General features: G+C 38.5%; 22 protein-coding genes. 11 read left to right on the forward strand and 11 right to left on the reverse strand.

Features of this window, described 5'->3' with window-relative positions:
* Positions 1-120: 120 nt before the first annotated feature.
* The gene (locus MWG72_RS12030) at positions 121-1,215 is read right to left on the reverse strand and encodes an OmpW/AlkL family protein (protein WP_247144134.1); all 1,095 of its coding nucleotides are present in this window, start codon (positions 1,213-1,215) and stop codon (positions 121-123) included.
* Between the two features lie 450 nt (positions 1,216-1,665).
* Between MWG72_RS12030 and MWG72_RS12035 the strand changes: the two genes are divergently transcribed.
* Positions 1,666-1,845 (forward strand): hypothetical protein, encoded by a 180-nt coding sequence (locus MWG72_RS12035; protein WP_004646507.1) that lies wholly within the window; start codon positions 1,666-1,668, stop codon positions 1,843-1,845.
* A gap of 288 nt (positions 1,846-2,133) precedes the next feature.
* Here MWG72_RS12035 and MWG72_RS12040 read toward each other — a convergent pair whose 3' ends face one another.
* Positions 2,134-2,922 carry an A1S_2505 family phage non-structural protein gene (locus MWG72_RS12040; protein ID WP_247144135.1) on the reverse strand — a complete coding sequence of 263 codons (789 nt, stop codon included), beginning with the start codon at positions 2,920-2,922 and terminating at the stop codon, positions 2,134-2,136.
* A 365-nt stretch (positions 2,923-3,287) separates the two neighbouring features.
* Here MWG72_RS12040 and uvrB point away from each other — a divergent pair, with 365 nt between their 5' ends.
* The 9 genes from uvrB to proB all read left to right on the forward strand — a co-directional run bounded on the left by uvrB (position 3,288) and on the right by proB (position 14,061).
* Entirely contained in the window at positions 3,288-5,309 is a 2,022-nt protein-coding gene (uvrB, locus tag MWG72_RS12045) for an excinuclease ABC subunit UvrB (RefSeq protein ID WP_153566491.1), read from the forward strand.
* A 144-nt stretch (positions 5,310-5,453) separates the two neighbouring features.
* On the forward strand, positions 5,454-6,041 hold the full coding sequence (locus tag MWG72_RS12050) for a lipocalin family protein (protein ID WP_044112882.1): 588 nt from the start codon (positions 5,454-5,456) through the stop codon (positions 6,039-6,041).
* A 162-nt stretch (positions 6,042-6,203) separates the two neighbouring features.
* Positions 6,204-7,142 carry an EamA family transporter RarD gene (gene rarD, locus MWG72_RS12055; protein ID WP_243475228.1) on the forward strand — a complete coding sequence of 313 codons (939 nt, stop codon included), beginning with the start codon at positions 6,204-6,206 and terminating at the stop codon, positions 7,140-7,142.
* A 109-nt stretch (positions 7,143-7,251) separates the two neighbouring features.
* Positions 7,252-7,878: a hypothetical protein gene (locus MWG72_RS12060; protein WP_247144136.1), complete on the forward strand. Its 627-nt coding sequence runs from the start codon at positions 7,252-7,254 to the stop codon at positions 7,876-7,878.
* A gap of 57 nt (positions 7,879-7,935) precedes the next feature.
* A complete protein-coding gene (locus tag MWG72_RS12065; RefSeq protein ID WP_247144137.1) occupies positions 7,936-9,018 on the forward strand; it encodes a hypothetical protein in 1,083 nt (360 codons plus the stop codon).
* 240 nt (positions 9,019-9,258) lie between these two features.
* Positions 9,259-10,716, forward strand: a complete 1,458-nt coding sequence (locus MWG72_RS12070) for a glyceraldehyde-3-phosphate dehydrogenase (protein WP_247144138.1) — start codon at positions 9,259-9,261, stop codon at positions 10,714-10,716.
* Positions 10,717-10,899: 183 nt separating this feature from the next.
* Entirely contained in the window at positions 10,900-11,274 is a 375-nt protein-coding gene (locus MWG72_RS12075; RefSeq protein WP_071851909.1) for a winged helix-turn-helix transcriptional regulator, read from the forward strand.
* A 408-nt stretch (positions 11,275-11,682) separates the two neighbouring features.
* Positions 11,683-12,900, forward strand: coding sequence for an Obg family GTPase CgtA (cgtA, locus tag MWG72_RS12080; protein WP_004646519.1), 1,218 nt, complete (start codon positions 11,683-11,685; stop codon positions 12,898-12,900).
* Positions 12,901-12,927: 27 nt separating this feature from the next.
* Positions 12,928-14,061: a glutamate 5-kinase gene (proB, locus tag MWG72_RS12085; protein WP_004279682.1), complete on the forward strand. Its 1,134-nt coding sequence runs from the start codon at positions 12,928-12,930 to the stop codon at positions 14,059-14,061.
* Between the two features lie 121 nt (positions 14,062-14,182).
* On the opposite strand, the gene MWG72_RS12090 is transcribed toward proB, so the two are convergent.
* Positions 14,183-15,256 (reverse strand): hypothetical protein, encoded by a 1,074-nt coding sequence (locus MWG72_RS12090; RefSeq protein ID WP_078202712.1) that lies wholly within the window; start codon positions 15,254-15,256, stop codon positions 14,183-14,185.
* 253 nt (positions 15,257-15,509) lie between these two features.
* Between MWG72_RS12090 and MWG72_RS12095 the strand changes: the two genes are divergently transcribed.
* Complete coding sequence (locus MWG72_RS12095; protein ID WP_078202710.1) at positions 15,510-16,961, forward strand: hypothetical protein; 1,452 nt, start codon at positions 15,510-15,512, stop codon at positions 16,959-16,961.
* 323 nt (positions 16,962-17,284) lie between these two features.
* Here MWG72_RS12095 and MWG72_RS12100 read toward each other — a convergent pair whose 3' ends face one another.
* The 8 genes from MWG72_RS12100 to MWG72_RS12135 all read right to left on the reverse strand — a co-directional run.
* On the reverse strand, positions 17,285-17,644 hold the full coding sequence (locus MWG72_RS12100) for a MazG nucleotide pyrophosphohydrolase domain-containing protein (protein ID WP_171262240.1): 360 nt from the start codon (positions 17,642-17,644) through the stop codon (positions 17,285-17,287).
* Positions 17,604-18,815, reverse strand: coding sequence for an HNH endonuclease (locus tag MWG72_RS12105; protein ID WP_247144139.1), 1,212 nt, complete (start codon positions 18,813-18,815; stop codon positions 17,604-17,606). Before MWG72_RS12105 ends, MWG72_RS12100 begins: the two co-directional genes overlap by 41 nt.
* A 159-nt stretch (positions 18,816-18,974) precedes the next feature.
* A complete protein-coding gene (locus tag MWG72_RS12110; protein ID WP_247144140.1) occupies positions 18,975-20,045 on the reverse strand; it encodes a hypothetical protein in 1,071 nt (356 codons plus the stop codon).
* A 69-nt stretch (positions 20,046-20,114) separates the two neighbouring features.
* Positions 20,115-20,282 carry a hypothetical protein gene (locus MWG72_RS12115; protein ID WP_247144141.1) on the reverse strand — a complete coding sequence of 56 codons (168 nt, stop codon included), beginning with the start codon at positions 20,280-20,282 and terminating at the stop codon, positions 20,115-20,117.
* Entirely contained in the window at positions 20,263-20,529 is a 267-nt protein-coding gene (locus tag MWG72_RS12120; protein ID WP_078202703.1) for a hypothetical protein, read from the reverse strand. Before MWG72_RS12120 ends, MWG72_RS12115 begins: the two co-directional genes overlap by 20 nt.
* A gap of 227 nt (positions 20,530-20,756) precedes the next feature.
* A complete protein-coding gene (locus tag MWG72_RS12125; RefSeq protein ID WP_078202699.1) occupies positions 20,757-21,044 on the reverse strand; it encodes a helix-turn-helix transcriptional regulator in 288 nt (95 codons plus the stop codon).
* A 118-nt stretch (positions 21,045-21,162) separates the two neighbouring features.
* On the reverse strand, positions 21,163-22,146 hold the full coding sequence (locus MWG72_RS12130) for a hypothetical protein (protein ID WP_078202698.1): 984 nt from the start codon (positions 22,144-22,146) through the stop codon (positions 21,163-21,165).
* Positions 22,139-23,040 (reverse strand): site-specific integrase (locus tag MWG72_RS12135; protein WP_247144142.1); only part of this gene is annotated, 902 nt, incomplete at its 5' end. The genes MWG72_RS12130 and MWG72_RS12135, both read right to left, overlap by 8 nt.

Genomic DNA, 23,040 nt, shown 5'->3' on the forward strand with positions numbered 1-23,040 from the left:
TCGATTCAAGCAATAGAGGCGATTAAATAAATATTGATCAAAAGATAAATTTTTTTTATCAATATATTAAGCCTAAAAAAAACGGCCGAAGCCGTTTTAATTAAAAATCGGATATTGAGCTTAGAAACGCATACCGATCCCGGCATAGGCCAGAATCGGATTGACTTCAATATCGGCTTTAGAGCGAATCAGCTCACCTAGATTTGCATCTGTCACTGTAATTGTCGTGTCATTTTTCAGATGTGCATAAGAGACTGAACCGACTGCAAACCAGGTTTCATTAAAGTCATAGCTAAAGCCGACCGTGGCCACAGGCGCGAAAGCATCGGATGCTTCCAGATCAACTTTCGGGTTGGCTGAACTTGGCGTGCCATCCAGAGAAGCACCAGCTTTTCCTTCCTTGATATTGGCAATCATATGTCCGGCAGCAATCAGGTCTTGCTCGGTACGTGAGTTAATTTCCAGTTCATTGAAATAGGCATACATGACACCTAAGCCGACATAAGGCCGGAATTTATTGACCCCGGTTTTACCAAAGTGATACTGGAATTCAAAGGCAGGTGTCCATGCGCGGGCAGAAGCCGCCGGCCCATAAGCTTCCAGATCAGTAATGAGAATATCATTTTTCAATTCAATGCCAGGTAAATCAATTCCACCTGGAATTTGTGGAATTAAATCAAGACTTGGAGTCGCAAGCGCAGAAAAAGGCGCGTAGATTTTACCACTGCCTTGCAAGTCTACTTTAGGTGGAATGCCGGCTTTCATTTCAAAAGAAATATTATCGGTAAAATAGTAATTGGTCATAATGCCTAAGGTGGTGACATCATCCGCTTCCAGGCCTGTACCAGGATTATTCCAGCTTTCCAGTCCATAGATTTCAGCTCGCCCACTTAACTCTGCAGGCAGTGTTTCTGTACCAAGTCGATCCAGAATATTAACAAAAACAGAGGAAAGGTTTGGGTCCATGTCTGGATCAAGATTATTTTTCACAGAGTCAATTGAGATATCACCTACTTGTGATGTTTCGCCTTCTTTAACAGCAGTATTCACTTTAAAGGGCTGGGCCTTGCCTTGCGGCATCACATGCAATGCACCGACTGATACCGAGAAACGCTTAAAGCCATCTCCATCTTGCAAGCTAAAATAAGGGGAATCTGCATGCGCGACCATAGGTAAAGTGGCTAGGCCTGCCATACATGCCAGCAATGTTTTCATTGATTTGGAACTCCATGTCCAGTGTGTTTATTCGTTTTTCTAGTTAACTAATTATGTGAATTACATTAAAAAATTCAGTTATAGAACAACAGGTCAAAAGTCAATCGATGGTTAATATTGGTAATTTCTGTATATTTTTTGTTTATATCTCTTGAGTTTTAAGAAATGTATAGTGTGTAAAAATCATTATTTTTATCTGACTAGCTTAAGTATAAAAATGAAGGAAATTTACTCTTGAGAGCGTTAAAATTTCAATCCTATGAATTTTTATCATGGAAGATATAGAGGAGAGTTTAGGTAAATTTTAGGCTGCATTGATTCAAGCATTTACCATTATGGGATTATTTTTTATTTTTCCAAAACAAGAACATATGAATTTATCCAAGATCCTGCTACCCAGTCGACTGAGTTTTTTTGTACAATAGCTGCATATATTATTGAGTGAATCACATGAGCACCCAAACTCCTCCCAAAAAAAAGCCCCTGGTTAATTTACCTTTCCCGATCAAACAGGCAGAGCAAAATGCTGCAGAAGAAGTTCTGGAAGATTTAAGACCAAGACCACAGCGTTATGCTGACCGTACTTGGATGCCACCACGTGGTACTCGCCGTTCAATGGGCAAACGCTAATTGATCGGACTCAAAAAGCTATGATAAATCATGGCTTTTTTTGTGGAAGTTTTTAGGGAGTTAGCGATCAATATTTGATTTATCTTTCGAGCAAAGAGAAATTAGAACTCTAATTTATCCAAATCTTTTTCAATTTTATTCTCGATAAAGCAAACGAAATATTTAAGCTCTCTAAATGCCAATCAAAATAAAATCCAGACCTGATGGATTTCATATTCAACATATTAGCCGTCCAGAAAAAAAGCCAATTCAAACATTGGCTTTTTTTTGAAAAATATTTTGATAGCACTAACGAATGCTTTTACGCGCTTTATTTTCCGGTTTCGGTGGCGCAATTTCTCGCTCACCTTGCCAGACATCGATAAAATCTTTCTCGTTAATATTATAAAGTTCTAGTAGTGCTAAAATCACGCCTCCAAACAACATGGCACCTTCTGAATGGCTCTGAAAATCGACCAGCTTGGTATTCAGGTTGTGCAGGATATCTTCAATTTCAAAGACACGTTCCCGTCCATTGCTATCGGTTGGATAGATCTGGGTATTTAGAAGAATTCTCGCCAGACTTTTCTCATTTTCAGTCAAAGGCAGTTCTTCAATCAGCTCATCGCTGGCCGGAGTTAAAATGACCGAATCGCGGAATATGGTATGTAAAAAATTTGCGCTTAATTTTGGCAGCGGCTTTTCGACAAAAGGACGGAAAGATTGCGGGAAAATCACATTACGTGAGATGCCTTTAAACATCGGTGCAATTTCCTCAACCTTATAACCTGCGATCCCACAACCCAAGGAAGTAATAAAATATTTATTTTTAGGATGGTTTTTGGTGTAAATCTTAAAGTCATCAATATAGTGCTGGATTTGTGAGAGTGGCATTTGTTGCAAATGCTCGTTCATTGTTGGAATAGCATAGCTCTGACCCGCCCAGCCACGACCCACGCCCATGACTGCACCAAAATGCTCAAGTGCCGTTCTGGCAGCTCCACCACCATGCTGTCCAGCCAAGTTACTGCCAAAAACAAAAACCGTATTTTCCGGAAGGGATTTAACAATACTTTCATCGTGATAGTGGTAAGTCATAATTGTCTCTTCTAGGCCATCCTGATCTTCATGTTGCCCGTGAAATGAATAGGGGTCAAGGCAAAATTGTGCCGGACTAGCCAAACAGATAGGTCAATATTCCACCCATGAGCCAAAACATGATGCCGAGTACGCCCAAATAAAGCTGCTGGCTGAAAATGCTTGGTTTTTTCTATATTTATTCCCTTTGTAACTGTATATTTTATTGATGATTTTTCAAACTAGAGAGTGAGTCAAGCGCTAACAAATAATGAATGCTAATATTGTTTTATTTTACCAAACAGAAACCTAAGCAGGGATTGAGTAATTCAAATTTGCCCTCATAATAAATCACGTCTATGTCCGCAGCGAAGTCAGCGAAAGCTATGAGTGATAAAAAACCCTTTGAATTAGTGACCAGTTATCAACCAGCAGGCGATCAGCCCCAAGCCATTGCAAAGCTGGTTAAAGGCATTGAACAGGGTTTTCATGACCAGCTTTTACTGGGGGTTACCGGGTCTGGTAAAACCTACACCATGGCCAACGTCATTGCACAGACTCAACGTCCGACCATTGTCATGGCGCATAACAAAACTTTGGCTGCGCAGCTTTACGGCGAATTTAAAGCGTTCTTCCCCAATAATGCCGTTGAGTATTTTGTCAGTTATTATGATTATTATCAGCCGGAAGCCTATGTACCATCTTCAGATACTTTTATCGAGAAAGATGCGGCAATTAATGATCATATTGACCAGATGCGTCTTTCCGCAACCCGCTCATTATTAGAACGTCGTGATGCGATTATTGTCGCATCGGTGTCTGCCATTTATGGTTTGGGTGATCCGAATGCCTACATGAGCATGTTACTGCATGTGGTAGAAGGCGATCGTATTGGCCGTGATGATATTATTCGCCGTCTGGTTGAAATGCAGTATTCGCGCAACGAACTGGAATTCCTGCGCGGTACTTATCGTATTCGCGGTGAAATTATTGATATTTTCCCGGCTGAATCGGATCAGGATGCGATCCGGATTGAACTGTTTGATGATGAAGTTGACTCCATTCGATGGTTTGATCCGCTGACCGGGAAAATGGTTCGTAAAGTACCTCGCGTGACCATTTATCCTAAAAGCCACTATGTGACGCCTAAAGACAATTTATCCCGTGCGATTGAAACCATCCGAGACGAACTTAAAGAGCGTCTGGTGTTCTTCCGGGAAAATGACAAACTGTTGGAAGCCCAGCGGATTGAACAGCGGACACGCTATGATCTGGAAATGATGCAGCAATTAGGTTATACCAACGGCATTGAAAATTACTCACGTCATTTATCTGGACGCCCTGCGGGTGAAGCGCCGCCGACCTTGTTCGATTATATTCCGGATGATGCCTTGCTGATTATTGATGAATCGCATGTGACGGTGCCGCAGATTGGTGCCATGTACAAGGGTGACCGTTCGCGTAAGGAAAATCTGGTCAATTACGGATTCCGTTTGCCAAGCGCGCTGGATAACCGGCCGATGAAATTTGAGGAATGGGAACGGATTGTGCCGACGACTGTTTATGTCAGCGCAACGCCCGCACGTTACGAGCTGGAAAAATCCCAACAGATTGTCGAGCAGGTGGTACGTCCAACTGGTCTGATTGATCCAGAAATTGAAATCCGTCCAGTTCTGACGCAAGTCGATGATGTGCTTTCAGAAATTAATTTGCGTAAAGATATTAATGAGCGGGTGCTGGTTACAACCTTGACCAAGCGTATGGCTGAAGATTTAACCTCTTATTTGAAAGAATACGGGATTAAGGTCGCTTATTTACACTCGGATATCGATACTGTTGAACGTGTCAAAATCATTCATGAACTGCGTACTGGGGTGCATGATGTACTGGTTGGGATTAACCTGCTGCGTGAAGGGCTGGATATGCCGGAAGTGTCACTGGTCGCCATTCTGGATGCGGATAAAGAAGGTTTCCTGCGTTCCGAGCGCTCTCTCATTCAGACCATTGGCCGCGCTGCACGTAACTTGAAAGGTAAGGCGATTCTGTATGCAGACCGAATCACTGATTCGATGCAGAAAGCCATTGATGAGACAGACCGTCGTCGTGCCAAGCAGATTCAGTTTAATGAAGAACATGGCATTACCCCGCGCAGTGCAGTGCGTCAGGTGATCAAGGAAATTGATACCGGTGAAGTATTGGATGATGATTCAATTGAATTGAAAGCCTCGGATCAGGCACGTGCGATCAGTGCGGATGAGCGGCATATCATGGCAGATCCAAAAATGTTTGCGAAACACATTAACAAGCTTGAAAAGGAAATGCTGAAAGCTTCCAAAGAGCTTCAGTTTGAGCAGGCTGCGCGTATGCGTGATGAAATTGTGCGTTTAAAAGCTCAGATGTTTGATTGAGTGGTTTAGCATTTAATTATATTTAAATTACGTAAAATCAATCACAAAGCAAACACAATGTAACAAATTAAGGGCTGTGATAAAGCTATTGTATGAACAGAATTTTTTAAATAAATATTTTGTGAACATGCAATAGGTATCTTTATGACAACTCAAAAATCTTCACGTACCGGATTAAAGCTGGCAAAAATTGCGGTGGGTAGCGCGGTTCTTCTCGGTTTAGGCGCCGCTACTATGGCTTATGCGAAAGACGAGCCATTACCGACCATTGAGAAAGTTGAACTGGACCGTTATTTGGGCACCTGGTACGAAGTGGCACGCAAACCTTTATATTTTCAAAACAAGTGTGATCGTGATGTCACAGCGACTTATACTTTAAATGAAAATGGCAATATTGTGGTGGATAACCGCTGCATTAAAAAAGATGGTGGACAAACCCAGTCATTGGGTGAGGCATTTGTGCAAAATCCACCGCAGAATACCAAGCTAAAAGTCAGTTTCTTACCAGACTTTATTCGCTGGATTCCGGTCGCTCGTGGCGATTATTGGGTCTTAAAACTGGATGAAAATTATCAAACTGTTCTGGTTGGTGAGCCTAAACGCAAATATATGTGGATACTCTCACGTGATCCGCAATTGGATAAAAATGTGGTAAATGAATATTTACAATATGCACAGTCTGTCGGTTATGACCTGAGTGATGTAATTCATACTAAACAAACTCAAAGATAAAAAGATCGTCTTAATGGGAACCATGCTATGGCATGGTTTTTTATTTTATGAGTCGAAAGACAATCTAAAATCGAGAGATAACTACATTTTAAATAGATGAAGCATCAAGCTTTCTATTGTACTAATCGTTATAATGCCGGCGAATGAAAGTAGAGTTTAACTATGTATAAAGGCATCGCGTTATCTGTCTTGGCCTCTGTGGTTTTTGGAGTGCTCTATATATTTACGCCCTTTTTACAGCCTTTAGACAGTGAACAGACTTTTGCTTGGCGTATGTTGGCGACCTTACCATTCCTCACAGCCTTTATGTGGTGGTCGGGTGATCTGAAACATATCAGCAGTATTTTTAAACGGGTGTTGCAACAGCCTTCATTCTTGATCTGGTTGCTGATCAGTTCACTGTTATGTACCACGCAATTGTGGTTATTTCTATGGGGACCTATCAATGGCCGTGGCCTCGAAGTCTCGCTCGGTTATTTTCTGCTACCTCTGGTGATGGTGCTGGTCGGCTGTGTGCTTTATAAAGAAAAATTGTCATCTTTCCAGATGGTCGCCGTTGCTCTGGCAATGTTGGGGGTAGGGCATGAAATCTGGCGGATCGGTTCAATCGCATGGGAAACGGTCTATGTCGCTTTAGCTTATCCACTTTATTTCTTTATGCGGCGTAAATTCGCGACCGATCATCTTGGTGGATTCTGGTGGGATCTATTTCTGATTTTGCCTGTGGCATTTTATTTGGGCTTTATCTATAGCGATTCTATGTCGCTTATGTTGAGTCATTCTCATTTGATCCTGGCAGTTCTTGGATTGGGCTTTTTAAGTGCGCTCGGTTTAGGTAGCTATATTTTGGCTAGCCGATATTTACCCTTTGTCATCTTTGGGCTGTTGAGTTATCTGGAGCCGGTACTGCTTGCTTTTGCCTCGATGGCACTGGGTGAGCGTGTGGAATCAGGTGAATGGCTGACCTATATTCCAATCTGGTTGGCTGTTTTACTGTTGATTGTGGAAGGAATATTGCATTTAAAACAGCAGCAGCTGAAAAAAAATGAGCTGGCAAATAAAGCTGCACAGCTAGAAAAAATCAGAAAAAATAATGAATAATGTGGTTTGCATAAGCATTATATTCGTCAGACAATATCGATCTGATTATTTTCAAAATCGTCTACCATTTTGTTTAAAAGAATGTTGTCTATATCTTAAGGGGATAAACATGTCACAAATTGCGATTCCATATCAGTTACGTGCACGTTTATCACAACTGGAACCAAGTCTGGATTTAAATTGGGAGCGAGAGCTTCGTACTATTCTGGCAGAAGTTTCACCAGAATTAAAAGAAAGTATTGATTTTCAGATTTTAAAGCCCAAAAAAATTCTTTGGGATCAAGAAGTGGATCAATACCGTTATCAGGCTCAACATTCGGTAGAACGCCTTAGCCAAAAATTTCTCAATGACCGGATGCGTTACTATGCCAGTACCTTTGGCCTGTCACTGAAAAGTTTGCAGGGTTTGAATGATAGCTTGCAAATCGCGGACTACTTAGAAAACGTACTTGAACAAATCGATAAAATTGACGTCAATGAAAATTTTCAGATGCAGCGTGAAAAGCTGGAACTGCGTCGTACATTTTTATTAAATGCTGCTGAGATTATTCGTGGTCTTCGCTTACAGCCGGTTGAAGGGGTGCGTCAGCTTACCGAACAGCAAATCAAATGCTTTATTATTGAAGTTTTTATCAAGCAGCAATTGTTGGGTTATTGGTATAAGCCGCTATTAAAAAAACAGACTGCAGAAATGACGCATCCACTTTTCCGTTATTTCCTGATTAAAAAGCAGTAGATTCGTCATTTTGATATTGTCCGTACCTCGCAATTTCTATTTATCGTTGCGCCGGTGATGGATGTGCAACAAAACCCGTATTCTATTCGTCGTTTCCTGATTGAAGAAAAAGGTGCACTTGAAGATCAGGTCTATCTGAATATCCTGATTCTGGACCTGCAGGATGACATGGATGAAGCGGTGGTAGAAACCCTGAAATCACAGATGCAGCGGATGGTGACTTTACAGAGTCAGATTCATTTGGATGTAATCGACATTGTGCATACACTGGAACAGGTGTCTGAACAGAAGTTATTACCTTTACTGGTTGAGCCCATTCACGTTGTAGAGAAAAATGCCGATGTGGTGGCACAACGTCACCTGAAACAGTTTGAAGAAATTATGACGCGTGAATTGCTTTTGCCGATGCGGGATGCCATTCGTGATCATTTGTCGCATATTGAAGAGTTTGATTATCTATATCTGCATGTCCATAAAACATTTATAGAAATTCTGGCCTATTACCGCGATTTCAAGTCCCAGCCGGGTTTCATGTTTAATCAGTACATCCAGAATTTTGAATATAAACTGCTGGCTTTTATCCGTTTACTGGAAAAGCGTAAAGTGGAAACCTTTATTCCTACACACCGCAATGAATGGCAAGTCATGCATCAGCGTTCACAGCAGGCTGTTCTGGATATTCAAAATACGATTTCTGAAAATGTACAGCAATACCGGGATCTGAAAAAATATATTAATACACTGCAGCGGCAAAAAGTGGATGAAGAGAAAAAATCCGTATTTAAAAAGTTATGGCGTAAGAATAATTTCGATGAGGCGATTGATACCGCGCTCAATCAATTGCAGCAGTTAAAGCGCAGTATGTTTCTGGAAATTATTCAGGTGCCAAGAACACATGAAAACTGTAGCGTATTTCTGGAATTTGAAAGTTTGCAGCATTTACAGCAGGTTGATCGCCACTATGCTTTTCCCTCTGGGGATAATGGCCTGACCCGTTTACCTTTGCTCATTCACTTGCCCGAAACCTATGATGATTTCGATGTAGAAAACTTCAATGCCTCCATGAGTCTGGACATGAATTTTTCAGCAGGGAGTAGAATCCAGCCTGAACAGGGTGGGACGCTAAATTTTGAAATTTAGATTTGTTTGAATAAACAACATTTAACAAATTTGTGTCAGGTACTGAAAAATAGTGGTCTTTAGCATTTTCGGATGCAAAATCATTCAGCTAATTACAACTATTTTTGAAATTTATAGTGAATATACGTTAAAAACTACCGGTCTTAACGAGCTTTTGATTCAAACTTGCGGCCAATTCCATTACAATTGTCGGGTTTAGAAATTTATGCTTAGATTTACAATTAATTAGAGGACGTATCTGTGAGCAAAGACACTATTGTTGCCCTCCATGCAGAACACCAAGGTCGCTGGAAAAACCGTGAAGAACTTGCGGAGCGTATGATTGCCCTTGTTGGCCAGTTATATCGTGAAAAAAATATTGTAGCTACAGTTTATGGTCGCTCTTTAATTAACCGTTCTGTAATTCAGATTTTGAAAGCACACCGCCGTACTCGCGTACTGGACGTTGAACTTTCTGTAGTTGATACTTTCCCAATTCTTGAAGCATTGGTTAAAGTAGACAATATCGGTTCTGCTGAAGTTGATCTGGGTAAACTTGCTGTTGAATTTAAAGCAAAAGGCGGTGACATCGATGCATTTGTTGCAGACGCTGTTAAATCGATCGAAGGCAATGCTGCTGCGGTAGAACATAAAGATGTCGTTCTTTATGGTTTTGGTCGTATTGGTCGTATCCTGGCACGTTTGATGATTGGTCAATCAGGTCTGGGTCGTGGTCTTAGCCTGAAAGCAATCGTTGTTCGTAAATCATCTGATGGTGATTTGGAAAAACGTGCTTCTTTACTGCGTCGTGACTCTATTCACGGTCCATTTGCAGGCACAATTTCTGTAGATGAAGAAAACGAAGCAATCATTGCCAACGGTAACTTCATCAAAGTGATTTATGCATCGAATCCTTCTGAAGTAGATTACACTGCATACGGTATCAACAATGCACTTGTGATCGACAACACGGGTAAATGGCGTGATGCTGAAGGCCTTGCTCAACACCTTAAATGCCCGGGCGCTGCTCGTGTGATTCTGACTGCGCCTGGTAAAGGTGACATGAAGAACGTGGTTTACGGTGTAAACCAGGCAGACATCCTTGATGAAGATACCATTATTTCTGCTGCAAGCTGCACAACAAACGCAATTACACCAACACTGAAAGTATTACATGACAAATACACAGTGTTGAATGGTCATGTTGAAACAGTTCACTCGTTCACGAACGACCAGAACTTGATCGATAACTACCATAAAGCGGACCGTCGTGGCCGTGCTGCAACATTGAACATGGTTATTACTGAGACTGGTGCTGCGAAAGCGGTAGCAAAAGCGCTTCCAGCTCTGCAAGGTAAATTGACAGGTAACTCTGTACGTGTGCCTACGCCAAACGTATCTCTTGCGATTCTGAACCTGACTTTAGGCCAAGATGTTGATCGTGATGAAGTGAATGAATATATTCGTCAGATTTCAATCGGTTCTAGCCTGCAAGGTCAAATCGGTTATACCAACTCGACTGAAGTGGTATCTTCTGACTTTATCGGTTCACGCACTGCAGGTGTATTTGATGCGCAAGCAACAATTACTTCAGGCAACCGTTTAACTGCGTATGTTTGGTACGATAACGAAGTAGGTTATAGCTGCCAGGTATTACGTATTACTGAACAAATGGGCGGCGTAAGCTATCCAAAAGTTCCTGCTGAAACTAATGCATAATTAGTATTTAGCTAAAAAAGAGTCTCATTTGAGGCTCTTTTTTTTATGTCTTTTATTTAAAGTGGGTTATTCCCAGTCTGATAAGAATCAACAAATCTGCTTGCTGGTGAAATATTAATCTGATAACTTACAAAGAGTAAGTATATTAAAATGAGTAAGTAATAAAAATATTGTGAGAATGTTATGACAAATTATGCAATCAGCCCATTATTAGGTCAGGTTTTATCAACTGAATGTCCATCACGTGAAATATTGGAACACCTTGCCAATAAATGGTCGGTCTTGGTTTTGCGTTGCTTGAGTGAGGGGGTGCATCGTTTCAGTGAACTGAAACAAAGGATTGAAGGGGTAAGTGAAAAGATGTTGTCCCAGACTTTAAAAATGCTAGAGCAGGATGGTTTTATTTTGAGAACGGTTTATCCGGTGGTACCGCCAAAAGTGGAATATCAATTGACGATTACCGGTTCACAAGCGGCTGAAAAAATCATGTATTTAATTGGCTGGATTGAAAAAAGTCTGCCAGATATTTTAGAGCATAAACAAAGTGTTATTAAATAGTTATCGTTAAATGGTAGCAAGGAAGTTTGCATAAAAATAGAAAATTTGGACTTATCTTGGTTTATATAAAATACAGATTTTAAAAGGTATCCGCATCAGAATATTTTCTTGTGAATACGATTTTTGAAAATTTACTCCTCTATAAATTATTTTAAAAATCATCAAGAAGTTCACAAAAAAAATTTCCAGAATAGGGGGTAGTACTAGGGGGAAAAACGTTTCACTTCCTACTATTTATTTTCCATCTTTTAAACATTCTTTTTCCAAATCTATGTCTTGAATAGATCAAATAGGCTCGGTGAGAAAACGACTAACTAAGATTTATGGAATTGCTGCATAATTCTATTCGAGAAATTCTTTAAAATATGGCAGAATATGGGGTTTTAAAGTTTTTAGAGGATTGGCAATATGCGCTTTGTTGATGAAGCAGTCATTACCGTAGAGGCTGGCGACGGTGGCAATGGCGTAGCCAGTTTTCGCCGTGAAAAATTCGTGCCATTTGGTGGTCCAGATGGTGGTGATGGTGGTCGTGGCGGCAGCATTTATATTCAGGCTGACGACGACACCAGTACGCTAGTTGATTATCGTTATACACGTAAATATCGTGCAGAACGAGCAAAAAATGGCCGTGGGGCGAACTGTGCTGGTCGTGGCGGTGAAGATACCGTATTAAAAGTTCCGGTAGGAACAACAATTGTAGATGTAGAGTCTGGTGACATTATTGGCGACTTGATCGAAGACGGTCAACGCGTGAAAGTTGCAGCAGGCGGTGATGGTGGTTTAGGTAATACCCACTTTAAATCATCGACCAACCGTTCACCACGTAAATGTACGCATGGTCAAAAAGGTGAATTCCGTGAAATCCGTCTAGAGCTTAAAGTTCTGGCAGATGTCGGCTTACTAGGTATGCCAAATGCGGGTAAATCAACCTTCATTCGTGCAGTCTCGGCAGCAAAACCAAAAGTTGCAGATTATCCATTTACCACCATGGTGCCAAACCTGGGTGTGGTCGATGCCGATAGTCACCGTTCATTCGTGATGGCGGATATTCCGGGCCTGATCGAAGGCGCATCTGAAGGTGCAGGTCTTGGGATTCGCTTCCTGAAGCACTTGGCGCGTACCCGTATCTTGTTACACATCGTTGACGTACAGCCGATTGATGGCTCAGATCCAGCACATAATGCTAAAGCAATTATGAAAGAGTTAGAAAACTTCTCCCCAACGCTTTCAAAACTGCCGATCGTATTGGTGCTGAATAAAGTCGATCAGTTGGCTGAAGAAACACGTGAAGAATGGTGTACTCATATTCTTGAAGAATTGCAGTGGGAAGGCCCGGTTTTTGAAACTTCTGGCTTAACTGCTGAAGGCACCAAAGACGTGGTTTACTACCTGATGGATCAGATCGAAGAGCAGCGTGAACGCGAAGCTGAAGATCAAGAATATGCAGCAGAAATGAAAGCATTCCGTGATCAGCTTGAAGCTGAAACACGTGAACAAACCATCGCTGCAAAAGAAGCGTATCGTGAGATGCGTCGTCAGCAACGTCTTGCCGGTATTCTGGGCGATGACGAAGATGATGAAGATGGCGATGATGATAGTGATGTGGAAGTGTACTACGTACGCTAATCTCTGAGAAAAGAGTCTGAGGACAAGATGATAGAAGTGGTAGATGGGCAGCGTCAGCTCAAGGGTTGTAAACGAATCGTTGTTAAAATCGGATCATCTTTACTCACAGCAAATGGACAAGGTTTAGATTTAGATGCTATCTCGCATTGGGCGGGACAAATTGCAGATCTACACAATGCAGGACACGAGATTATTCTGGTGTCTTCCGGTGCTGTGGCTGAAGGTATGGTGCGAATGAAACTTGAGAATCGACCCACTGATCTACCCAGTCTTCAGGCTTGTGCTGCCATCGGTCAGATGGGCCTGATTCATACTTGGTCAAGCGTACTTGAGAAGCATCAGATTCGAACTGCGCAAGTATTGTTAACCCATGATGATCTGGCAGATCGTCGTCGCTACCTCAACTCATGTGATGCCTTGCAGAACCTGATTGATTGGCGCGTGATTCCGGTGATCAATGAAAATGACACGGTTTCGACTGACGAAATTCGCTTTGGTGACAACGACACGCTTGCGGCCATGGTCGCAGGTCAGGTTCATGCAGACCTTCTGATTATCTTAACGGATCAGGAAGGGATGTTTGACTCAGACCCACGGTCTAATCCAGATGCCAAACTGTTCCATACCGTACGTGCGATGGATGAAAGTCTGTTTGATATGGCCGGTGGAGGCGGTAAATTTGGTCGTGGTGGCATGCTGACCAAAGTTCGTGCTGCACGTCTGGCTGCAAAGTCGGGCTGTCCGACCTTAATTGCAAGTGGTGATAGTGATGGTGTTCTATCACGTCTAATGTCTGGCGAATTGTTAGGTACTTTATTTGTGACTGATAAAGACCGGATGACAGCGCATCAGCAATGGTTGGCTGCTCACTTGCAAACCGCAGGTCGTTTAGTGATTGATGATGGCGCAGTGAAAGCCATTAAAGACAATCATCGCAGCTTATTGCCTGTAGGGGTGAAAGCGGTTGAGGGTCATTTCGAACGCGGTGATGTGGTGGAATGTGTCGATACACAAGGTCACCGGATTGCGGTCGGTCGTGTCAACTTCAGTTCGCGTTCAGCAGATATCGTTCGTGGTCTGGCATCAGATAAAGTGCATCAGGTGTTAGGTGAAGCGCGTTCGCTGGAAATGATTCATCGCAATCATATGGCGATTTATTAATTCTTTAAGTGTTTGAATAGTATTGAAAATATTTGTTTATAAATTTTTTTAACTACTTATTTGACTACTTTAATAAAAAAAGGCTTACCGCATGGTAGGCTTTTTTACATTTAGAAGAAGCTCACTTAAGAGCTTCTCTATATTCAGTTGGTAGTGTTTGAGCATCATAACAAATTAAACTTCTGGATAATAAGAACTTACCGGTGCCACGTTCTACTAAGTGACCAGAATCATCTATAGTCATATGAGAGATTAGAGAATCATTGAATAAGTCGGGCATGGGATATTTGGCATATGGATTATGAAATATATAAAGTCCATCGAAAATTGACTCTTCATATTTTTCTTTAATAATTCCTGTATGAATGTCAGGAACTAAGCTTTCTTCCATTTCATCATCTCTAGTATATATAGCATTAAATACACAGTATTTATTAGTATCGGATACTTCAGCTAGTGCACGTACTTTTCCCCATGTGGCGTATGGATTATAGATTATGGCACTAATATCCTCATACTCAGGTGTGGTAAAGAAACCTAAAGAGATTTCCGCCCCATTATCTTTTTCCACGAAGTCCATTTTTTCTCTAGGGATAAAGTTTAAATTTTTAGCTATAGCTTTTTCTTCATTTAGATAAATTCCGTAAAGAACGGCAATGATTCCACGATGTCCAGTAAAGTGTGAATGTGGTCTATCAAAAGAGTTTAATCCAAGTAAAAATGGTTTACCCATTACGTGTGGTAAATTGCTGTAAGAGCTTTTAAATTTTCTTGATTTAGCGACGATGGAGTTTGCAATTCTAATAATAGATTTTCTATTAAATTCAGCGAAATCAATATCAAAAGATCTATGATTCTCAGTAAAACCGTATGCTGGAAGTCCATCTTGTTCTGGATTAGCAATTGTTGCTTCGATACAAAAATTTATTCCATCTTTATGACAGACAAAGTCAGGTGCGTGGTGGGAAAAGTTTAACTCTACATTATCTTCTTTTAATATTTTATGTAGATAAAGTTCTAAAAATGAAGATTCAAAAGTAGTTTGAAATTCTTTAACGAACTTATTATCTCTATCAGTAAATCCAGTTGCCCAATCTGTAATTACTTTTCTCTCTGCATGTAATGCAGGATTGATTAGTAATTTAAAAATATCGTGTTGTCTATCTTCATCAACTATTGGTGTGAATAGATCCATTTGTAAGTCCTAAATTTTAAAGTAAAATTCAAATAATAAATTAATTTGTAAGGCTCTTACATTTTGACATATAGTGTGAAGAGTAAAACCTATTATTAGCATTTAAAGTGTTTTGATATTCATCTTGAATCATATCAATACTGGATTTAAATATTTTGATAGACACCTAGATTTTTGGCTTCATACTTTCATGTATTTGCTCAAATATTATGCATTTTGAGGCAATACGCATAAAAATATACTTAGGCATTAAATGAAAATTTCAGAAAAATTTAATTTGGGATTAACGCAAGCATATCTAGATTTCGTAGATATCGATACTGAAACTGATTTAGAAGTATTTATTGATCCAACTGCATTACGGGATTTAGAGTCACAATGGGGGCATGCTTGTGCAAGTTTGGTACAACAGTATTTCTCCACAGTATTGGACTATATTAAGAATAATGAGCATGATAAGGCTAAGGCACTATTAAGTAATCTAAAAGAAAGGAATGAATTCCATATCGGTTATTCTTCCGGTAGATCAAGAGGCTCAGGTTTTGGTAATAAATCGGCTGACTTAATTTGGGATGCACTGTGTAATAGTAAAGCAGCTACTACCGGACTATTAAAAGATATAGAAGATAGCTGTTTGCTTATTGAAGGAATTGGGCGCGATATGATCTCAGATGCCGTCTGTAATATTATCCGTCCAAAACTAATAGAATATACTCAGGATATGTGTAGATATCATGGTATTCCTCTATATCCAAATATCAATTCAGGTCCAATTTGGAATGATCGGACGAAAAAATGGGAGTCGCATTTTGTAGAGCTTCCATTGGCTGATGGTCATGTCTTTCTTTTAATTCCCAAGAATATAGTTCGTAGAAAAATTTCATATGACTTCAATGAATATTATTATCATTATATTCTTGAGGAGTTAAGAGTAGAGCATATCCGCAAACAATCATCTTTAGTTTACTTTTTAAAAAATGGTGCTCCTAGAGTAGATAAAAAAGATTTAATAAAAGAGTATGGGCAAACTAAAAAATCAGGAATTGAGCAAACTTTAGGTCGTGAACATATATTTGAAAAATATAAATCTGATAAAGAAAATTTACCAAAACCACCTTTGTCGAATGAACAACTTGCGGAAGTGCAAAATTTACCTGAAATAGACTGGGATATTTTGATTAGTGAGCTACAGGCTATTCCTAAAGGAAGTGAACATGCAGATGCTTATGAAAAAACCATTGAAAAAATCTTAACCGCATTATTTTATCCAAATTTGACTTATCCAGAAAAGCAATACAAGCTCCATGAAGGGCGGAAGAGAGTAGATATTGTATTTAATAATGAATCAAAATCAGGTTTCTTTCATTGGTTAACACTTCATTATCCATGCTCATTTATTTTTATTGAGTGTAAAAATTATAGTAATAAAATTGCTAATCCTGAAATTGATCAATTATCAGGTAGATTTTCTCCAAATCGGGGGAAAGTTGGGCTGTTAATTTATAGAGAATCCGATAATCAAAACTTACTTGAATCACGCTGTCGAGATACAGCTCAAGATCAAAGAGGTTTTATGATCGCGTTGTCGGATGCTGATATTGTAAGTTTGATTGAAGACTATAGAAAAGCTTCTCCTTACAATGCAGGTATAGAAAGAAACCGATATCCATTGCTTCAGAAGAAATTTAATAAATTGATCAACTAAGCGATAGTTTTTAATCTCGTATATACTAATTTTTTATGAAGTATAAGAATGTTGTCTGAGATACAATTTTTATGAATAGTATCCATAGCCGACTTTACTTAATTTCTAAGACTTCGTTCCTTGCCCAAAACTACGATAACTTATGGTTAAGATAATATTAAGTTAGTTAGTGAACTAGATATATAAGTTATTAGGCAGATGCTTACATGAGAGTTTAACCTAACCCTTGGCTATAAAGGGTTAGGTTAAACTTCATCATCTTTTTGGGTGATAGTAAATCTGCGATAACTGATGTGCATAACTCTGCTAGTGTGGTGTAAAATTTAAACATTCTTTTTAGCTTCTTTCCACCAAACCAAGAGTGTTTCTAGAGGTACGCTTGAAAATTCGACACCTAATTCAGATGCTTTTCTATAAAGGTAACTAGTTCGCTTTTCATATTTTTGAATAGCAATTTCTAGAGCTACATTGCTATCGAGATTTAATCTGCAACCAATATTGATTAATGAAAACAGACTGTCACCATATTCTTCAAGAAGGCGATCATGGCTTTCGTCATGATCGATGGCTTCTTTTAGTTCACTGATTTCTTCTTTATGTTTAGCAAAAGCATCCTCATGTGTATTCCAACTAAAGCCGGAATCAATTAGGGTCTGCTGTAGTATTTCCGCTTTCTTTAGCATCATTTTCCTTTGATACACAAAATTTAGAATAATGATATCTTAAGTAGTTAATGGTTTTACTTAACATATCAGGATTTTTTTCAGCAAAAGGGAAGTCTAATTTGTTCTTCATATAAGGAGAAATAATTTCTTGAACTTCAGGATCGTCACTGGTTTCAATTAATAGGGTGTCAGGGTTAATAGAAATAAGCTTTCTATCAAAAAGTCTGTCGATATTTGCAGATAACAATATTCCATTTGCAGGATCACGACAAGATGCATCATCTTTACTTTCTGACCAAGGTTTAATATGACTAGCGGTTAACATGGTCGGAACAGAGATTCCTGTAACTAAGCACTTTCCATCGTAGAATTTGAATAAATCTTCTCTAAACTTTCCTTGTCCTATACGAGCGAGGATATTTCTAGGTACTTCATTCTTACCATTTAGTAGACCTTCTAATATTTCTTTTAATCTATCTTCATAGAATTTCGAAGTTTCTTTTGATTGTTTTTTTCGTTCTTTTTTACTTACAGTGGGTTTAACCTTGGCTTGCTTTGAGCTAGAAATAGGCTTAGAAACCAGTTCAGCATTACTTAAATCAAATATTTGATTTAAGTCTGTGAAGTCATTGATTCTATCAAGTTTGAGTTTTACATTTTCTACGATAGCATTTGCACCTACCCAACTCATTAAAAGTAATAATGCTCGTGTTAATATCTTGGATTCGTTTATATCATCTAATTTATTGAGAGTATTAGAAATTTGGTAGTGTGTGTTTATTTGATCTTTTTTAATCGTTGGATACGATCCTAATATTTCGAATTTAAATCTATTTGGATAAGTTTCGAGATTGCGATATTCATCAATCCAAATACTTTTTGGGGATTCTTCTGTAATTAGATCTGTCGTAGCTTTACAAATAACTATTTGCTTATATTGAATAGTCTCTACAGTTTCCACTGTTTTTCCACGTGCAGTACCGGTAACCCCTTTTATGAATAAAACCAAATCACCAGCTTTAATCTTGTCAATTTCATAGTTTTTAAGTCTATCTTTAAAGCCCCAAATATTCTTATTTAGTCCAGTGATAAAATTGTCTGAAAAATGAACGTATTGATCTTCTATACCATCCGTGGTTAAACCTTTGAACTGTTTATTGGTGACACAGATTATATGTAAGTTATTCATTATGTTACCTTCAGGAGAATTTTTATGACTATATCATCTCTGTCTGTTGGTTATTTGTCTATGTCATTGATACTTAAGTACGACATTTTCTGTCGTCTTGGAATATGGCTAACCACCATAGTATTGTATTAACTTTTACTATGGTGGTTGATTTTTAGACTAAAAATTTCGAGCTAGATTGTTTACTGCGGTTGAGATGAGTTGGTTAAGTTCTCCGTGTGTTTTCATGGATTCAGGCAAATTTTTCTTATGTCTATATTTGTCATAATAAGTTTGAGTCTCTGTTCCAAAAGCTCTAACGGTATTTTTATATTCTTCAGTTAACTGTTTAGAAGAGTTGGCTTTCAACTGTGTGAAGCTAAGACCTTTAAATCCATCTAGTAAAACTCTTTTGATATTTGTTAGGCGGTTGTCCATTTTATTAAGAATATTGCGTTTAATATTCTTCTCAGCGCGGACACGCCATTTATTCTTTGGTAGAGGCTGTTTATTACAGTCCGTAGTCTTTACATATAAATGCCAATATTCATCTGCATCTCTATGATTAATACCAATATTATAGCCATTTTCTAGCTTTCTACACATTGATTGTGGTGTGCTTGGAATAGGCATAAATACGCCTAATTGGGTCTTATAGACACGTAAATTATCTACGGTACTCGGTAATCGAATTGACTTTAAAAGGGCTGTAGTGAGTGCTCTATGCTTGAAATTATAGAAATCAATTGCCAGTTCAATCTGCATGATTTTAAAGCTGTTAAGCCTACATTCAAAATGTCTCAAGTAGCTGATGCGGCGCCGTAGTACACTTAAAGAATTCATGTCATGCAATCTAATTATGAAACCTGTTTGGTATTCTGAGATGTAATGAGTAATACCAGTTTTCTCCGTTAGGAATTTTTTGATGTCGTGTCGTGTACTTGTTTTATCAATTTCAAAGTATAAATCAATGAAATCGACTTGAGCTTTGATTTGGATATTCATTGCTTTGAAATCGTAGCTATGAACATCAGAGAAAATAACGGTTTCGAGTTGATCAGCTTGGTTCGCATTGTCAGCGTATCTTGAGCATAAATCTAAATAACTTTGTTCATATGGAGATTTTTTCTCGGTATCTTCTGAAAACTCTTCGATTTCTAAATCGAGTAGAAATTTTCGTAACTCGTCATCATATGGATCTTGTCCATTTCGAACTAGGGTTTCAAATTGATGGTGTGTTAGATGTTTCATAATCATTTCAATGTGAAAAAATTAAACAAAAGAGCAGTTGAATAACCGCCCTTTTGGATTGATGGTAAATTACTGAATTAAGTAATTTTCATTTGGAGTGTTGATGAGAATTAATTCCTTACCATCACGTTCAATGCTGTAGGTAATAGAAGATTGAGTTTGGTTTACCATCATTACTTTACTGCTAGATAAGAGAATTGCTGTAACCTCTTCGATACTAACTAAGGTGAATTGCATTGCATTCCTCCATTAGCTTTACACGTTCTAAAAATGCTTGCTCTAATTCCTCTTCAGTGCAATCTAATCCATTGAACATTAAATGTTCATTGAAGTATGTGATAGCATTTTCAATACGATGCTCTCTATGAGTATTAAAGTATGGATTTCCTTTTGAAATCATATTTTTAATAGTGTTAAGCATTAATGATCGTGCTTTTGCTTTATCTGCATTATGTTCCTGATTAGCAGAATTCACATTTTGCATTTTTCTTTCCTTTGAATGGTGATGGTTGATTAACACGTACGAACTCATGTAGAGCAGGTAGTGTGTACATTGGTTTGCCATCCACGACATGGACAGTGATTCTGTACCCATGTGAAAGACTTGGACGGTATAGGTTTTTGGTAAGTCTTCTATACCAATACTTTTGTGTCTTTCCTAAGTGTGTATATAGGAATTTGGCTGATTCGCTTTGAGATAAAAACATTTCACTAGGCATTTTTAGAAGCCTTATGCTTATGTGCTTCGATCCAATCAAGTACGGTTTGAGATTCCCAAACTGTTAAGCCATTTAGGGAAAATGGCTTAGGAAATTTATTTTGTTTTACCCATAACCAAAGAGTCTTACTTGTGATTGGAAGTAAGCCATTTCGAGCAGGTTTTGCTTTGAATTTGCGAATTTGCCCTGCTGATTTACCAGTCTTGCAAATATGGATTTTTTCCGGAGTTGCAGGCGCCGTAGTGATTACTTTTTCTTGGACGTATTTGGGAAGATTCATATTGAACACCATCAGAGTTGCTAAGTTTCATTTCTGATTAGCTACGAGCTAATGGTGCTTAGTTTGGATTTATTTTTTTTATTAAATTACTTTTAAAGGGGTTTGTTACCTGTTTATTCTATATTTGATTTAAATCAATTGATTTTAAAATAGCCATAATCTCTAATTTGGCTATATTTTCTAAATTTTTTCTGCGTCTCCCACGTTTTGTTGCATATTTTGGTAAGTCTAATTCACCTAGCCATTCGATAAGTTTATCGATATCGTTTGGGAAGTGTTCCTGATAGGGCGAATCCGATAAAAAATCAATTATTTTTTCTAGAACCCATGATCGAGTGAATATTTGATCTTTATCTTCATGGAAACAATTCTGAATTAATACTTTAATAATATTGAAAGCTACGATTTCTTTACTAGTTTTCTTATGATGCTTCTTAAGTGTTCTTGTTTTAAATTCGCTCGCTAATGAAGGAGATTTAAGATTTTTAAAAGGATCATTGCGCTTTCTGGTACATGAATTATTTTTTAATAGACGAGTGATTGATTCTTGAGTAACGCATAAGCTCTCTTTACTAATCATATATTGAGTTCTATATCCCAATTTCTCAAGATCCGAAATTGTGGTTGGCAATGGTTTATCTGAAACAGGCTTTGAAAACAGTGTTGGAATAGATTTCTCTTTGAACTTATATGAATGATTGCCCATAGGAATAATATAATTTTCTAAAGCATCAATATCAGGGCCAGATAATAGTGTGTGATTAAGTTTTGGATGATATAAATTGCTTCCCACAGGAATATTTAATAAGGGTGCAACATTTGTTAAAAGTTGATAAATTTTTGGCAGATAGCTTTTATCGGGTTTGATAAAAATAGTATCTTGAACTTGAACAACGTGAATTAAGTTAATTGCTAAGTCACTGATTGTACTTTCACTATTCAAGTCATCTATATTTACTGTTATATAACCATCTACTACTCGAAAAAATACTTGAAGCTGGCTTTTAAGTATCATATTAGCGATATCTAAAAGGGAGTAATTGATTGAAAAATGTTTGCTGATTAGCTGAATTGCTTCATCGATGTTGATAACTTTATTCATTTACTACGGCTTTTTTAAATTGAATAACATTTGGGTCGTCTTCGTTAAGTCTTAGCGCAAGTTCGTGTACTGTTGGATTGTAATAACGCATGAGCATTTTTAAATCTTTATGACCGGTAACTTTTGCTAAATCTTGAATTGGAAGTTTCTTCGCAAGGCGTGTAGTAGCTTCATGCCTTGTGTCGTGAAAGTTTAAATCAGTGATTCCCAATCTATTACTTACAACAAGCCAAAAATCGTGCGATAGGGCATTGGATTTATCGGAAATGGTTAAAACTTTATCGTTATCTAATCCTTTCATTAATTCGAGTAGTTGAATGGCACGTCTAGAAAGCGGAACTTTTCTTGCTGTACCATTTTTCGTATCGGGTAGAAGTACGTGATCTTCGTACACATTACACCATTGCATATTAGTGATTTCACTTGCTCGCATTGCGGTTTCTAGGGCAAATAAAAATGCCCAAGCAACTTGTTGGCGTTTAGTGAGTGGTTGATATGTCGCATCATAATTAAAGCCGAGAAGGATAGTATTAACTTCTTCTTGAGTGATTCGACGTTCTCGGTGAGGGGCTTGAGTTGGTTTGGCTACGTCCAATAATGGGCTAGTTTTAAGAATACGTAATTCTTGACGTGCATATTTGAATACACCACCCAATACACCTAAGTCACGTCCTACTGTTGAAGGTGACACTTTGGAAAGCCGATCATTTCGAAGCTCAATCATATCTAGCTGATTAACGTCCGTTATCGGTTTCTGCATTAGTTTTGGGTAATCATTCATAAGTTTATGCAGACGAGAAATTTCTTTGTCAGCACCTTTATGCGACGGCGCAACTTCATCTATGTATTTCGTAATTAATTCTCCGAAAGAGATGCATGATAACTTTTGAATCT

Origin of the sequence: Acinetobacter lwoffii (genome assembly GCF_022967985.1) — a bacterium.
GTDB lineage: Bacteria > Pseudomonadota > Gammaproteobacteria > Pseudomonadales > Moraxellaceae > Acinetobacter.

Coding starts and splice junctions, on each gene's coding strand:
- MWG72_RS12030 (WP_247144134.1), bottom strand. CDS start 1,215: ATGAAAACATTGCTGGCATGTATGGCAGGCCTAGCCACTTTACCTATG.
- MWG72_RS12035 (WP_004646507.1), top strand. CDS start 1,666: ATGAGCACCCAAACTCCTCCCAAAAAAAAGCCCCTGGTTAATTTACCT.
- MWG72_RS12040 (WP_247144135.1), bottom strand. CDS start 2,922: ATGACTTACCACTATCACGATGAAAGTATTGTTAAATCCCTTCCGGAA.
- uvrB (WP_153566491.1), top strand. CDS start 3,288: ATGAGTGATAAAAAACCCTTTGAATTAGTGACCAGTTATCAACCAGCA.
- MWG72_RS12050 (WP_044112882.1), top strand. CDS start 5,454: ATGACAACTCAAAAATCTTCACGTACCGGATTAAAGCTGGCAAAAATT.
- rarD (WP_243475228.1), top strand. CDS start 6,204: ATGTATAAAGGCATCGCGTTATCTGTCTTGGCCTCTGTGGTTTTTGGA.
- MWG72_RS12060 (WP_247144136.1), top strand. CDS start 7,252: ATGTCACAAATTGCGATTCCATATCAGTTACGTGCACGTTTATCACAA.
- MWG72_RS12065 (WP_247144137.1), top strand. CDS start 7,936: ATGGATGTGCAACAAAACCCGTATTCTATTCGTCGTTTCCTGATTGAA.
- MWG72_RS12075 (WP_071851909.1), top strand. CDS start 10,900: ATGACAAATTATGCAATCAGCCCATTATTAGGTCAGGTTTTATCAACT.
- cgtA (WP_004646519.1), top strand. CDS start 11,683: ATGCGCTTTGTTGATGAAGCAGTCATTACCGTAGAGGCTGGCGACGGT.
- proB (WP_004279682.1), top strand. CDS start 12,928: ATGATAGAAGTGGTAGATGGGCAGCGTCAGCTCAAGGGTTGTAAACGA.
- MWG72_RS12090 (WP_078202712.1), bottom strand. CDS start 15,256: ATGGATCTATTCACACCAATAGTTGATGAAGATAGACAACACGATATT.
- MWG72_RS12095 (WP_078202710.1), top strand. CDS start 15,510: ATGAAAATTTCAGAAAAATTTAATTTGGGATTAACGCAAGCATATCTA.
- MWG72_RS12100 (WP_171262240.1), bottom strand. CDS start 17,644: ATGCTAAAGAAAGCGGAAATACTACAGCAGACCCTAATTGATTCCGGC.
- MWG72_RS12105 (WP_247144139.1), bottom strand. CDS start 18,815: ATGAATAACTTACATATAATCTGTGTCACCAATAAACAGTTCAAAGGT.
- MWG72_RS12110 (WP_247144140.1), bottom strand. CDS start 20,045: ATGAAACATCTAACACACCATCAATTTGAAACCCTAGTTCGAAATGGA.
- MWG72_RS12115 (WP_247144141.1), bottom strand. CDS start 20,282: ATGCAATTCACCTTAGTTAGTATCGAAGAGGTTACAGCAATTCTCTTA.
- MWG72_RS12120 (WP_078202703.1), bottom strand. CDS start 20,529: ATGCAAAATGTGAATTCTGCTAATCAGGAACATAATGCAGATAAAGCA.
- MWG72_RS12125 (WP_078202699.1), bottom strand. CDS start 21,044: ATGAATCTTCCCAAATACGTCCAAGAAAAAGTAATCACTACGGCGCCT.
- MWG72_RS12130 (WP_078202698.1), bottom strand. CDS start 22,146: ATGAATAAAGTTATCAACATCGATGAAGCAATTCAGCTAATCAGCAAA.